General features: G+C 53.9%; 13 protein-coding genes. 3 read left to right on the top strand and 10 right to left on the bottom strand.

The features are described 5' to 3' along the window. Window positions 1-85: 85 nt before the first annotated feature. Genes hemG through pepQ form a run of 4 tightly spaced genes read right to left on the bottom strand, consistent with a single transcriptional unit; the run spans window position 86 to window position 4,078 of the window. Entirely contained in the window at window positions 86-631 is a 546-nt protein-coding gene (gene hemG / locus FDX22_RS01685; RefSeq protein WP_096758895.1) for a menaquinone-dependent protoporphyrinogen IX dehydrogenase, read from the bottom strand. Between the two features lie 11 nt (window positions 632-642). Next, window positions 643-2,094, bottom strand: coding sequence for a Trk system potassium transporter TrkH (gene trkH, locus FDX22_RS01680; protein WP_115259827.1), 1,452 nt, complete (start codon window positions 2,092-2,094; stop codon window positions 643-645). A gap of 38 nt (window positions 2,095-2,132) precedes the next feature. After that, complete coding sequence (locus FDX22_RS01675) at window positions 2,133-2,747, bottom strand: IMPACT family protein (RefSeq protein ID WP_135912790.1); 615 nt, start codon at window positions 2,745-2,747, stop codon at window positions 2,133-2,135. Beyond that, window positions 2,747-4,078 (bottom strand): Xaa-Pro dipeptidase, encoded by a 1,332-nt coding sequence (gene pepQ / locus FDX22_RS01670; RefSeq protein WP_096758898.1) that lies wholly within the window; start codon window positions 4,076-4,078, stop codon window positions 2,747-2,749. Before pepQ ends, FDX22_RS01675 begins: the two co-directional genes overlap by 1 nt. A 189-nt stretch (window positions 4,079-4,267) precedes the next feature. On the opposite strand from pepQ, the gene fadB reads away from it, so the two are divergent. Continuing rightward, entirely contained in the window at window positions 4,268-6,457 is a 2,190-nt protein-coding gene (gene fadB, locus FDX22_RS01665) for a fatty acid oxidation complex subunit alpha FadB (protein WP_146716632.1), read from the top strand. Between the two features lie 9 nt (window positions 6,458-6,466). Next, complete coding sequence (gene fadA, locus FDX22_RS01660; protein WP_137363058.1) at window positions 6,467-7,630, top strand: acetyl-CoA C-acyltransferase FadA; 1,164 nt, start codon at window positions 6,467-6,469, stop codon at window positions 7,628-7,630. A 183-nt stretch (window positions 7,631-7,813) separates the two neighbouring features. On the opposite strand, the gene fre is transcribed toward fadA, so the two are convergent. Together fre and ubiD are read right to left on the bottom strand one after the other, a co-directional pair. Further along, window positions 7,814-8,515 (bottom strand): NAD(P)H-flavin reductase, encoded by a 702-nt coding sequence (fre, locus tag FDX22_RS01655; protein WP_096758901.1) that lies wholly within the window; start codon window positions 8,513-8,515, stop codon window positions 7,814-7,816. Between the two features lie 40 nt (window positions 8,516-8,555). Continuing rightward, window positions 8,556-10,049, bottom strand: coding sequence for a 4-hydroxy-3-polyprenylbenzoate decarboxylase (gene ubiD / locus FDX22_RS01650; protein WP_096758902.1), 1,494 nt, complete (start codon window positions 10,047-10,049; stop codon window positions 8,556-8,558). A 204-nt stretch (window positions 10,050-10,253) separates the two neighbouring features. Here ubiD and rfaH point away from each other — a divergent pair, with 204 nt between their 5' ends. Next, the gene (gene rfaH / locus FDX22_RS01645) at window positions 10,254-10,742 is read left to right on the top strand and encodes a transcription/translation regulatory transformer protein RfaH (protein WP_115259830.1); all 489 of its coding nucleotides are present in this window, start codon (window positions 10,254-10,256) and stop codon (window positions 10,740-10,742) included. A gap of 7 nt (window positions 10,743-10,749) precedes the next feature. Here the strand turns inward: rfaH and tatD are convergent, their stop codons facing one another. The 4 genes from tatD to tatA are packed head-to-tail and all read right to left on the bottom strand — an operon-like array spanning window position 10,750 to window position 13,171. Further along, window positions 10,750-11,532, bottom strand: coding sequence for a 3'-5' ssDNA/RNA exonuclease TatD (tatD, locus tag FDX22_RS01640; RefSeq protein WP_115259831.1), 783 nt, complete (start codon window positions 11,530-11,532; stop codon window positions 10,750-10,752). 41 nt (window positions 11,533-11,573) lie between these two features. Continuing rightward, window positions 11,574-12,362, bottom strand: coding sequence for a Sec-independent protein translocase subunit TatC (gene tatC / locus FDX22_RS01635; protein ID WP_096758905.1), 789 nt, complete (start codon window positions 12,360-12,362; stop codon window positions 11,574-11,576). A 2-nt stretch (window positions 12,363-12,364) separates the two neighbouring features. After that, the gene (gene tatB, locus FDX22_RS01630; protein WP_096758906.1) at window positions 12,365-12,913 is read right to left on the bottom strand and encodes a Sec-independent protein translocase protein TatB; all 549 of its coding nucleotides are present in this window, start codon (window positions 12,911-12,913) and stop codon (window positions 12,365-12,367) included. Window positions 12,914-12,916: 3 nt separating this feature from the next. Continuing rightward, the gene (gene tatA, locus FDX22_RS01625; RefSeq protein WP_096758907.1) at window positions 12,917-13,171 is read right to left on the bottom strand and encodes a Sec-independent protein translocase subunit TatA; all 255 of its coding nucleotides are present in this window, start codon (window positions 13,169-13,171) and stop codon (window positions 12,917-12,919) included. Window positions 13,172-13,182 lie beyond the last annotated feature (11 nt).

The raw sequence follows: 13,182 nt of genomic DNA, 5'->3' as shown, positions 1-13,182 counted from the left end.
GGAGGCGCATTATAGGGAGTTATTTCAGGCTGACAAGGGGAAATTCAAAATAATTTTCCGAGTGCGTATTTTTTATTCTTTACGTTTATTTTAACGACGCTTTGTTGGTTAATTGGGCTATTTCTCGCGCAAAACTCGCAACCTGTTCCCAATCGGTATAGACCACTTCTTTATTCGTATCCGTTTCGCCACCGGACATCTTCATAATCAGTTGGATCATGACGCGGTCATACCAACGATAGCGAGGATAAAGCAGTGCGCCAGCGATCACCGCGCTACGATCGGGTCGCCACGGCGAGCTCATCAGAAACTTGCGCGCATAGCTGTTGGTTTGCGGGGTACGTTTTTCCGGCTTACGGGCAACCAGATTAACGGAGTAGAACGCACTCGGCATCGCGTTCAGCCGCGTAGCGTGCTTCTTCACAAACGTCTGAAAAGCAGAATGGTAGTGACCGTAGCGAATCGAGGCACCGATCACCACGCTGTCATAGTGCTGCCAGTCAGGCTCTTCGGTGCGGTGCAGATTCATAACATCCGCCCAGATGCCCAACTCTTTGAGCTCAGAAGCCAGATACTCGGCGATTTCGCGCGTTTGTCCATCCCGGGAAGAAAAAAGAATCAGTGTTTTCACGTGTTACTCCATTATTCACGCCAGAAGGTAGGGGTAAAGAGTACCAGCAGAGTAAAGACCTCCAGACGACCAAACAGCATATTGGCAATCAGGATCCATTTCGCCACCGGGTTCATACTGGCAAAGTTGTCGGCAACCACACCCAGCCCTGGCCCCAGGTTATTCAGTGTCGCGACAACGGAAGCAAATGCAGAGAAGTCATCCACGCCGGTCGCGATAATCGCCAGCATACTGATAATAAACACCAGCGCATAGGCCGAGAAGAATCCCCATACTGCTTCGAGGATACGTTCTGGCAGTGCACGGTTACCTAGCTTAATACTGTAAACCGCGTTCGGGTGGACCAGGCGCTTCAGCTCACGGTTACCCTGCTTGAACAGCAGCAGAATACGAATCACCTTCAAGCCACCGCCCGTTGACCCGGCACAGCCACCAATAAAGGCAGAACACAGCAACAGCACGGGCAGGAACAACGGCCAGCGAGCAATACTGTCCGTGGTGAACCCCGCGGTGGTCGCCATCGACACCACCTGGAAAAAGGCCTGATTGATTGTCGTTAGCGCCGAACCGTAGGTATTGTGGATCCACAATACCAGCGTACAGATAGCCACCAGCGTCAGCTGTACCCCAATGAACATCCGAAATTCCGGATCGCGCCAATAGACCTTCAGACTACGCCCGCTTAATAAAGAGAAGTGCAGGCCATAGTTACACCCGGAGATCAGCAGGAAGATTGCAATAATTGTGTTGATAGTCGGACTATCGAAATAACCCACGCTGGCGTCATGCGTTGAAAAGCCGCCGATAGCAATGGTCGCAAAGCTGTGACCGATAGCGTCAAACGCAGGCATGCCGGCAAACCACAGCGCCAGCGCACAGGCCACTGTCAGCAATACATAGATAAGCCACAGGGTTTTCGCCGTTTCGGCAATACGCGGACGCATTTTATTGTCTTTCAGCGGCCCTGGCATTTCTGCCCGGTAAAGCTGCATACCGCCGACACCAAGAATAGGCAGAATAGCCACCGCCAGCACGATGATCCCCATCCCGCCAAACCATTGCAGCATTTGACGATAAAAGAGAATCGCATGTGGTAATGAATCCAGCCCCACCAGCGTGGTTGCGCCCGTCGTAGTTAAGCCGGAGAAGGATTCGAAAAACGCATCGGTGATCGTGAGGTTTGGACTTTCAGCAAAGATAAACGGTAGCGCACCCACGCTGCCCAGCACGGTCCAGAACAAGACCACGATAAGAAACCCTTCGCGGGATTTCAGTTCGCCCTTTTCTTTACGGTTCGGCCACCACAGCATGGAGCCAATCGCCAGCGCGACAAAGAAAGTTTGCGTAAATGCACGACCCGCCCCATCACGGTAGATGAGCGCTACCAGTCCGGGGATGATCATTGTCCCCGAGAATAAGATGACCAGTAGTCCAACGATTCGGGTAATGGCGCGAAAATGCATCTCTGCCGCTTCCTTAGTTCTTTAAAATGAGGTGGGGATTATTCTTCAATCGCTAACAATTGCAATGAACCTCGACTAAAATCCGCCAGCCTTGCTGAAAATTCATTCACTTTCGTGTAAGGAAGCGCTACCCGTAGCTGAACGAATGCCTGGTAATCACTGGCTATGATTTTACCGTCGAACTGCCCCAACAGTGCTTCAATACCTGCCAGTTGGCCGTACTCACACTGCAAAGTATATTCGGTAAGCGGCGTCTTGCGCTGCGTTGTTAATTGCCGCAATGCCTGGCTCACCCCACCACCGTAGGCTTTGACCAGTCCACCTGTACCGAGAAGAATACCGCCGTAGTAGCGCACCACCACCGCGGTAATCTCGCCAACGCCACTGCCCATTAGCTGCGCAAGCATCGGTTTACCTGCCGTCCCCGCCGGTTCGCCGTCGTCCGAAAAGCCCAGCTGTTGCGAGTCATCCGGTGCACCCGCTACCCACGCCACGCAATGGTGGCGGGCGTCCGGATGCTCTGCCCTGACTGACTCGACAAACGCTTTTGCCGCCTCTACGCCGTCCGTGTGGGCGAGCAACGTAATGAAGCGGCTTTTTTTGATCTCTTCAACGACGCTAACCGGCGCCGCAGGGATTAACCAACTGTCCATTACGCCAGTTTCAAATCCCGGGTCATGTTTTCGATATGATTCTCATGGACGACCACGTTGTCTTCAATACGAATACCACCGAACGGCTTCAGCGCGTCAATCTTCTGCCAGTTGAAATGTTTGCTGAATTGCCCTTCACGCCACGGCGCTAACAGGGATTCGATAAAGTAAATGCCCGGCTCAATGGTCAGGACCATGCCCGGTTGCAGCACGCGAGTGCAGCGCAGGTACGGATACTTCGACGGTGCGGCAAGATGCGTACCGCTGTCATCCTGCATAAAACCAGCGACATCATGCACCTGTAATCCCAGCGGGTGACCAATACCGTGCGGCATAAACGGCCCGGTAAGATCGTTTTCCACCATCGCCTCTTCACTCATGTCGGTGATGATTTGATGTTTACGCAGCAGCTTCGCGATGCGCTGATGGAACTGAATGTGATAATCCACATAGTTGACACCCGCTTTCATGGTTGCAATCAGCGCCAGTTCTTCTTCATTAACGTCTTTCACCAACTGTGCATAGTCGTTGTCGCTTTTCGCCGACCAGGTCCGCGTCAGGTCTGCCGCATAGCCGTTATATTCCGCCCCGGCGTCCAGCAGGAAGCTGCGGAATTCTGATGGCGGTTGATGATCCAGCTTGGTGTAATGCAGTACAGAGGCATGTTCGTTAAGCGCGACGATGTTGCTGTAAGGCACGTCGGTATCGCGATGCCCCGTGGCTGTCAGGTACGCCAGGTTGATGTCGAACTCGCTCATCCCTGAACGGAACGCTTCTTCGGCTGCACGGTGTCCACTTACCGCCATTTTCTGCGCTTCGCGCATGCAGGCCAGCTCGTAATCGGTTTTATACGCACGGTAATAGTGAAGATAGTCGATCACCCCTTTCGGGTTGATGTTGCTGGCAGCAATGTCCAGCTGCAGCGCACGTTCCGGTACCGGGCCGATGTACCCGATATTGCCGCGGGCAGCAGGCAACTGGCTACCAATACCGTCGGCTTTTGGCAACGCAATGATTTCAACTTCTTCGGTCCAGAAAGAGGTCGGCAGCGGCTCAACGTTGTGCCAGTAATCCACCGGCAGGTAGAACCACAACTTAGGCTTATTAACGCCATCCACCAGCAACCAGCAGTTGGGAACCTGCGTGACGGGTACCCAGGCTTTAAACTGCGGATTGACCTTGAACGGATACGGATGGTCGTCGAGAAAAACGTTAACCAGCTCACCGGAGTGAATAAGTAACGCATCCAGCTTAAAACGCGCCAGCGCATCGCGGGTCCGTTCCTGTAAGGTAACAATATGATTTTTATAGAGTGCGGCCAGTGATTCCATTATTTACCCTTCTGTTTTTTTGACCTCAAGTCTCCGCATCTTAGCACATCGTCCTGTGACTGCGTGATTTCTGCCGAGCGTGATCGGCCCGTCATTTCTTTAATCATTCATTTGCATTTTATTAACATAAAACACACACTTCGATTCATCTGGTATGACCAGATCACCTTGCGGATTCAGGAGACTGACATGCTTTACAAAGGCGACACCCTGTACCTCGACTGGCTGGAAGATGGCATCGCCGAACTGGTGTTCGATGCCCCTGGCTCAGTCAATAAACTCGACACGGCAACCGTAGCCAGCCTTGGCCATGCGTTGGATGTGCTGGAGAAACAACATGATTTAAAAGGGCTGCTGCTGCGTTCTAACAAAGCAGCCTTTATTGTCGGTGCCGATATCACCGAATTCCTTTCACTGTTCCTTGTTCCTGAAGAACAGCTAAGCCAGTGGCTGCACTTTGCCAACAGCGTCTTTAATCGCCTGGAAGATCTGCCTGTCCCAACCCTGTCTGCGGTCAACGGCTATGCGCTGGGTGGCGGCTGCGAGTGCGTCCTGGCGACCGACTACCGTCTGGCAACCCCGGACCTGCGCATCGGTCTACCGGAAACCAAGCTGGGCATCATGCCGGGCTTTGGCGGTTCCGTGCGTATGCCACGCATGCTGGGCGCAGACAGCGCGCTGGAAATCATTGCCGCAGGTAAAGACGTCGGTGCCGAGCAGGCACTGAAAATCGGTTTGGTTGATGGCATTGTGAAGCAGGAAAAACTGCTCGAGGGCGCAATGGCGGTACTGCGTCAGGCAATCAACGGTGACCTCGACTGGCGGGCCAAACGCCAACCAAAACTGGAGCCGCTGAAACTCAGCAAAATTGAAGCGGCCATGAGCTTTACCATCGCCAAAGGCATGGTTGCGCAGACGGCAGGGAAACATTACCCAGCCCCGATTACCGCTGTGAAAACGATTGAAGCTGCCGCCCGCTTTGGTCGTGAAGAAGCGCTGAACCTGGAAAACCAAAGTTTTGTCCCGCTGGCGCACACCAACGAGGCGCGTGCGCTGGTCGGTATTTTCCTCAACGATCAGTACGTCAAAGCGAAAGCGAAAAAACTGACGAAGGATATTGAGACACCGAAGCAAGCCGCAGTTCTGGGCGCAGGCATTATGGGTGGCGGTATAGCCTACCAGTCTGCCTGGAAAGGCGTGCCGGTTATCATGAAAGATATCAACGATAAATCGCTGATGCTGGGCATGACCGAAGCCGCCAAGCTGCTGAATAAGCAACTTGAGCGCGGCAAGATCGACGGTCTGAAGATGGCGGGCGTGATTTCTACCATCCAACCAACCCTCGACTACACCGGCTTTGAGCGCGTGGACGTGGTGGTGGAAGCGGTTGTTGAAAATCCAAAAGTGAAAAAAGCGGTGCTTGCAGAGACCGAAGATAAAGTGCGCCCGGATACCGTGCTGGCGTCAAACACGTCTACCATTCCGATTAGCGAACTGGCCAGCGTTCTGAAGCGCCCGGAAAACTTCTGTGGCATGCACTTCTTTAACCCGGTGCACCGGATGCCGCTGGTTGAGATCATCCGCGGTGAGAAAAGCTCGGATGAAACCATCGCTAAAGTCGTCGCCTGGGCAAGCCTGATGGGCAAAACGCCGATTGTGGTCAACGACTGCCCTGGCTTCTTTGTAAACCGCGTGCTGTTCCCCTACTTCGCTGGTTTCAGCCAGTTACTGCGCGACGGCGCGGACTTCCGCAAAGTCGATAAAGTGATGGAGAAACAGTTCGGTTGGCCAATGGGCCCGGCGTATTTACTGGACGTAGTCGGTATTGATACCGCACATCACGCGCAGGCAGTGATGTCCGCAGGCTTCCCGCAGCGAATGCAGAAAAATTATCGCGACGCGATCGATGCCCTGTTCGATGCCAGCCGCTTTGGACAGAAAAATGGTCTCGGGTTCTGGCGTTATAAAGAAGACAGCAAAGGCAAGCCGAAGAAAGAAGAGGATGCTGCGGTCGATGGCCTGCTGGCAGACGTCAGCCAGCCGAAGCGCGATTTCAGCGATGACGAGATTATCGCCCGCATGATGATCCCGATGGTCAACGAAGTGGTGCGCTGCCTGGAAGAAGGCATCATTGCCAGCCCGGCGGAAGCCGATATGGCACTGGTTTACGGTCTCGGCTTCCCTCCGTTCCACGGCGGTGCGTTCCGCTGGCTGGATACGCTCGGCAGCGCCAAATACCTCGATATGGCGCAGCAATACCAGCACCTCGGCCCACTGTATGAGGTGCCGGAAGGATTGCGTAATAAAGCGCGTCATAACGAACCGTACTATCCCTCGGTTGAGCCTGCCCGCCCGGTTGGCGACCTGAAAACGGCTTAAGGAGTCACAATGGAACAGGTTGTAATTGTTGATGCGATCCGTACCCCGATGGGCCGTTCGAAAGGGGGCGCGTTCCGTCACGTGCGGGCAGAAGATCTCTCCGCACATTTAATGCGTAGCCTGCTGGCGCGGAATCCAGCGCTTGAGCCCGCGGCTCTCGATGACATTTACTGGGGTTGCGTACAACAGACGCTGGAGCAAGGGTTCAATATCGCCCGTAACGCCGCACTGCTGGCGGAAGTCCCACACTCCGTCCCGGCTGTCACCGTCAACCGCTTGTGCGGTTCATCCATGCAGGCCCTGCACGATGCGGCGCGCATGATTATGACCGGCGATGCTCAGGCTTGCCTGATTGGCGGCGTGGAGCATATGGGTCACGTGCCAATGAGCCACGGCGTAGATTTTCATCCGGGAATGAGCCGCAACGTGGCAAAAGCCGCGGGGATGATGGGCCTGACGGCGGAAATGCTCTCTCGTATGCACGGTATCAGCCGTGAAATGCAGGATGCCTTCGCCGCACGTTCACACGCTCGCGCCTGGGCTGCCACCCAGTCTGGCGCATTTAAAAATGAAATCATCCCGACTGGCGGTCACGATGCCGACGGCGTGTTGAAACAGTTTAACTACGACGAAGTGATCCGTCCGGAAACCACCATCGAAGCGTTGTCTACCCTGCGTCCGGCGTTTGATCCGGTTAGCGGTACGGTCACTGCCGGTACCTCTTCCGCGCTTTCCGACGGTGCCGCTGCTATGTTGGTAATGAGCGAGGGCCGTGCCCGCGAACTGGGCCTGACGCCGCGCGCGCGCATTCGCTCAATGGCGGTGGTCGGTTGCGATCCGTCAATCATGGGTTACGGCCCGGTTCCAGCCTCAAAGTTGGCGCTGAAAAAAGCTGGGCTTTCCGTCAGTGACATCGGTTTGTTTGAAATGAACGAAGCCTTTGCTGCGCAGATCCTGCCATGCATTAAAGATCTGGGCTTGATGGAGCAGATTGACGAGAAGATCAACCTCAACGGCGGTGCGATCGCCCTGGGCCACCCGCTGGGATGTTCCGGTGCGCGTATCAGCACCACCCTGCTGAACCTGATGGAGCGTAAAGACGTGCAGTTTGGTCTGGCGACGATGTGTATTGGGTTGGGTCAGGGTATCGCTACGGTATTTGAGAGAGTGTAATCACAGAGTGCCGCATCTTGTAGGCCGGGCAAGCGAAGCGCCCCCGGCAACGATGCCGGATGGCGACGTAAAAAACGTCTTATCCAGCCTACAAAATGTTATCTCAAAGCTATTGGTGTCAATGGCGAAGAGAGAAGGTTTAGTTGCCGTTCTTCCCGCCTGTCAGGGGCGGGTTTTTTATTTTTAAATAAAAGCGAACGCATCACCAAACAGGCGATCTTCACGCGCCTGACGCTCATTACAGAACAGATCGCGCGCGATTTTTGCCATTTCAAAACGCCCAGCAATGTAGATGTCATGCTCAGCCAGCGTGCCGTGATCCTGCAATACTGCCGTTAGTACGGTACCCGTACGACCACGCCAGCCTTCTTCAGGCTGTTCGACCACGGGCTCAACGCGCAGGTTCGGGTGATTAACAGACAACGCTTCCAGTTCACCGAGATCGTAGAGATGCTTCTCTTCACGCCCGCCCCAGTAAATCGTCACGTCACGGTTTGGGTTGCGCGCCAGCGCGGTCAGTAAAATCGAGCGCGCATAAGAGAAGCCGGTGCCGCCAGCAATCAGGATCAGCGGTCGGTCTTCATCGTCACGCAGCCAGGCTTCGCCGTGCGGGATATCCACGTTGATTTCTCGATCCTGGAGAATGCGATCCATGACGGCCATCGCATACAGGTTAAGCTCAGAGGCACCCACGTGCAGCTCAATGAACCCGTGCTCATCCGGCGTTGAGGCCATGGAGAACGGACGCTTATCTCGTTCATCCATCACGACCATTAAATACTGACCAGCACGAAAGGAAAACGCCGCGTCTGGCACTAAACGGACGCGATATACGGTGTCAGTGATAGCTTCTACCGAGGTCACTTTACAGCTTAAGGTTGTCATGCGCTCTCTCTGTCGGATCAATAGGCAAAACGATCGCGCCTCAGGCGCTTTTGCCGTCATTAAAGATGGCCAGCTCATCCCAAATTGCGTCAATGCGCGCAGTCACTTCGGGATCTTTTTTAATCGGACGTCCCCATTCACGTTGGGTCTCACCCGGCCATTTATTGGTAGCATCCAGGCCCATTTTTGAACCAAGGCCGGAGACCGGCGAGGCAAAATCCAGATAATCAATCGGTGTATTCTCTACCAACACCGTATCCCGGGCCGGGTCCATACGGGTGGTGATCGCCCAAATCACATCATTCCAGTCACGTGCGTTGACATCGTCATCGCAGACAATAACAAATTTGGTGTACATAAACTGTCGTAAAAACGACCAAACACCCATCATGACGCGTTTGGCATGACCGGCGTACTGTTTTTTGATCGTGACAACCGCCAGTCGATACGAACAGCCTTCCGGCGGCAGATAAAAATCGACGATTTCCGGGAACTGCTTTTGCAGAATCGGCACGAACACTTCGTTCAGCGCCACGCCCAGCACGGCAGGTTCATCGGGTGGACGCCCGGTGTAGGTGGAGTGATAAATAGCATCTTCACGCTGGGTAACGTGCGTGACGGTGAAGACCGGGAAGCTATCCACCTCATTGTAGTAACCCGTATGGTCGCCGTACGGACCTTCCGGCGCTAGCTCCCCCGGCTCGATGTAGCCTTCCAGCACGATCTCCGCGCTGGCTGGGACTTCGAGATCGTTGGAAATACATTTGACCACTTCGGTCTTGGTACCGCGCAACAGTCCGGCAAACGCGTATTCCGATAACGTGTCAGGTACCGGCGTTACCGCGCCCAAAATCGTTGCCGGATCGGCCCCAAGTGCTACCGCAACCGGAAAACGCTCACCAGGATGGGCAGCACACCACTCCTGATAATCAAGCGCGCCACCACGATGGGAAAGCCAGCGCATAATAAGCTTGTTTTTGCCGATCAGCTGCTGACGGTAGATACCCAGATTCTGCCGTTCTTTATGCGGGCCACGCGTCACGGTGAGCCCCCAGGTGATCAGCGGGGCGGCATCTTCCGGCCAGCAGGTCATGATGGGAATACGGTTGAGATCGACGTCATCGCCTGACGCGATTTTTTGCTGACAAGGTGCACCGCGCAGCCGTTTGGTCGGCATATTCAAAACCTGCTTGAACTGCGGCAGCTTATCAAACAGATCGCGGAACCCTTTTGGCGGCTCCGGCTCTTTCAAAAACGCCAACAGTTTACCCACTTCCCGCAGCGCAGAGACATCTTCTTGTCCCATCCCCATGGCAACACGCTTTGGCGTGCCAAACAGGTTGCACAGCACCGGCATCGAATAGCCTTTAGGGTTCTCAAACAACAACGCGGGCCCGCCCGCACGCAGCGTGCGATCGGCAATTTCAGTGATTTCCAGATGAGGATCCACTGGAAGCGTAATGCGTTTGAGCTCACCCTGCTGTTCAAGCAGCGTCAGGAAGTCGCGTAAATCGTTATATTTCATGGCGTCCATTGTGGCCTCTTCGTAAGCGCCTCATTATACGGCGTTCATCATTGCGATGCTGTATTTTTGTTAAATTAGCGTGAACTCTGGCGGTACATGCAAGCGCAGGGATTATATACCCATTGAGTTTCGGGTTGAGTTGAGGCGGGTATAATTAACTTAGTGCATGGCTTTTGTTATGCTTACGCTCAGAACAAGCGGATAAGAGTTATTATGCAAGCCTGGTATTTACTGTACTGCAAACGCGGGCAACTTCAGCGTGCCCAGGAACACCTGGAAAGACAGGCAGTGAGCTGCCTGACGCCCATGATCACCCTGGAAAAAATAGTGCGTGGAAAACGTACTACAGTCAGTGAGCCACTTTTCCCTAACTACATGTTTGTCGAATTCGACCCGGAAGTGATCCACACCACCACCATCAATGCCACGCGTGGCGTCAGCCATTTCGTCCGCTTTGGTGCAACACCCGCAACAGTTCCGTCTTCCGTTATTCACCAGCTTTCCATCTACAAACCAGAAGGGATTATTGACCCTGAAACCCCGTATCCAGGAGATAGCGTGATTATCACCGAAGGTGCATTTGAAGGGCTGAAGGCAATTTTCACCGAACCAGATGGCGAGGCACGCTCCATGCTGCTGCTTAACCTGCTGAATAAAGAGGTTAAGCAGAGCGTGAAAAACACCGGTTTTCGCAAAATCTAAATCCGCTTCAGAAGGTGACTTCGAAGAGTGTCCTGACATTGGCGTCGATAGCGGCTGCCAGGCGCTGAGGATCGTCTCCACGCCAGTGCGCAATACGCTCAAGAATGTGCGGCAGGTGCGCAGGTTCATTACGACGTGAAGCCGGTTTCGGAGTTAAATCGCGGGGAAGTAAATAAGGGGCATCGGTTTCGATCAGGAGCCTTTCCACTGGGATAAACGGCAGCAGTTCCCGAAGTTCCATGCCCCGACGTTCATCGCAGACCCATCCGGTGATGCCAATATACAGCCCCCTGTCTACGCAGTCCTGCATCTCCTGGCGTGAGCCGGTAAAGCAGTGCAATACAGCGCCTGGAAGGCTGTCCAGCCAGGGTTCGAGCAGCGTCAGGAAACGGTCATGTGCGTCGCGGCAATGCATGAAAACCGGCATCTGCAACTCGGCGGCAATACGCAGTTGTGCCTCAAACGCCCGCTCCTGCTCCTGCGGCGTGGAGAAATTGCGATTGAAATCCAGCCCACATTCACCAATGGCGACCACTTCAGACTGGTTTGCCAGCGCCACAATCGCCTCTTCCGTTGAGGGTTGCCATTGACTACTGTCATGCGGGTGAACACCCGCGGTGGACCAGCAATGTGGATAATGCTGTGCCAGTTTTAACGCCTGCTGGCTTTCGTGCAGGTTAGTTCCGGTCAAAAGCATGCCATTTACGCCGGCAGCAAAGGCGCGCGCGACAACCTCATCCCTGTCTTTTGCAAATTGCGTACTGGTTAGATTAACGCCAATATCAAACATGCTTCCTCCCATATGACAACCGCCCTTACGGGCGGTTGAATTTATTCTTCGGTTTTATCGGCAGCTTCAGCTTTCTCGTTCTCCGCCTCGTTATCTTCGTCTCGCGTACGCCGCTTACCGACATAGAAACGGGAGAAGAAAACGCCGACTTCAAACAGGCAGTACATCGGTATGGCCAACAGCGTTTGCGAGAAGACATCCGGCGGCGTCAGTAACATCCCCACGACAAAGGCGCCGACGACAACATAAGGACGTTTTTTACGTAATTCGTCAGGCGTCGTAATACCCATCCAGCACAGCAGCACAATGGCAACGGGAACCTCGAAAGAGACCCCAAAGGCCATGAAAAGTGCCATTACGAAGCTGAGGTAGCTGGCAATATCCGTCGACACCTGTACGCCCTGCGGAGCTGTATTGGCAAGGAAACCAAACGCCAGCGGGAAGACGACAAAGTAGGCAAATGCCATGCCGATATAGAACAGCAGCGAACTTGAAACCAGCAGCGGCACAACAAGGCGGCGTTCATGCTTATATAACGCGGGAGCAATAAATGCCCATACCTGGTACAGGATCACTGGCGCTGACAGGATCAGCGACACCATAAAGGTGAGCTTGATCGGGGTAAAGAACGGCGAGGCCACATCTGTGGCGATCATCGTCGCACCCTGCGGCATTTGCTTGATCAGCGGTGCCGCAACCATATGGTAAATGTCGTTGGCAAAATAAACCAACGCCAGAAAGATCACCAGAACCGCAATAATGCAGTTCAGGAGTCGCTTACGCAGCTCAATCAAATGCGTGATGAGCGGTTGAGTATCTTCTACAGCCATGTTTACGGTTTATCACTCGACGAAGGGGAGGATTCGACAACAGGCGCGGCGGATTTCTTTTCTGCGTCCATCAACGTTACGGAAGCGGCTTCCGTCGGTTCCGGCGTACTAGCACCCGTGGATTGCGGTTTTTGCTCTGGCGAGCTGGCCTGCGCTTCAGCCGTAGCCGGGGTAACCCCCTCATGCTGCGCTTCGCTCCCTTTCACTACCGGATTATGGATAGTGTGGGCTTCATCGCTGGCTTTCTCAGGGTCGTTAGCGCTGTAAGAACGCTTCATCGACTCCGCAGCTTCACGCAATTCATCCATCGAAGCTTTCAGCTCCGGCGTCAGATTTGTCAGGCTCGCTTTCTCAACTTTCTTCAGGCTGTCCTGAAACTCCTGAAGCTTAAGCTCCTGGGTCAGTTCATTCTGAACCGTCGTTGCAAGAGAGCGCAATGCACGAACCCAACCCGCGACCGTTTTTACCGCCACCGGCAGTCGTTGTGGCCCCAGAACAATGAGGCCAATCACGAACACCAATAGCAGTTCGCTAAAACCGATATCAAACACGGATTATACCTGCTCTTTATCGTGGCTTTTGGCGTCTTCTTTTTTCACTTCACCCTGCTTATCGGTGATGGATTTAGCAGTAAAATCAGCGTCCTGGCTGGTTTTATCTTGCTTAGGTTCATCATCACCCATCGCCTTTTTGAAGCCTTTGATTGACGCGCCAAGATCGGAACCGATGGAGCCGAGTTTCTTGGTGCCGAATAGCAGTACAACGATGACGGCAATGATCAACAACTGCCAGATACTGATACCACCCATACATGTTCCTC

This window comes from Citrobacter sp. TBCS-14 (assembly GCF_005280805.1).
GTDB lineage: Bacteria > Pseudomonadota > Gammaproteobacteria > Enterobacterales > Enterobacteriaceae > Citrobacter > Citrobacter gillenii.
This window is presented reverse-complemented; position numbering and strand designations above follow the sequence as displayed.